Below are 527 nucleotides of genomic sequence, written 5' to 3'. Positions count from 1 at the left end.
TTATTGATATGAATGTTAGCATAAAAAACAAGCTAACAAGAGTCGTTGGGTATTGGTCAAAAAAAGAAAAACAATATACATTTTTAGTCACTAATTTATCTATTGATGAATTTACAGCGACTGAAATAGGCAAATTATATAGGTTACGCTGGCAGGTTGAATTACTTTTTAAGGAGTGTAAGTCTTATAATAATTTACGCGGCTTTCAAACATCAAACGCAACCTTACAAGAGGCGCTAATTTATGTAAGTTTAATAGTAACCACGCTTAAAAGGTTTTTAACTGGCTGTATTGAAAAGATATTCAAAACTGAAATGTCTACAATGACAGTAGCAAAAACAACGGGTGTTTGGTGGATTGGCATATTAACAGCGATTATTAGGAAGCATAGGAAAGGATTGTTAAATGCAGTTAATGGAGCATTTGACTTTCTGAGGAAAAATGCAGCTAGGGCGCACCCCAAACGCGATCGAAAAACAGGAGTATTTCAGTATGGGGTAGAGCCAAATTTTTAAGGCTGTACTTAT

The 527-nt window shown here is 34.5% G+C and carries 1 protein-coding gene; it reads left to right on the top strand.

Going from position 1 to position 527, the window contains the following annotated elements; translation table 11 throughout:
• A partial coding sequence (locus DC53_RS00600) for an IS4 family transposase (RefSeq protein ID WP_033032274.1) occupies positions 1-515 on the top strand: 515 nt, incomplete at its 5' end.
• Positions 516-527: the final 12 nt, after the last annotated feature.

Origin of the sequence: Pseudoalteromonas fuliginea (assembly GCF_000690055.1) — a bacterium.
GTDB classification, from domain to species: domain Bacteria; phylum Pseudomonadota; class Gammaproteobacteria; order Enterobacterales; family Alteromonadaceae; genus Pseudoalteromonas; species Pseudoalteromonas fuliginea.
This window is presented reverse-complemented; position numbering and strand designations above follow the sequence as displayed.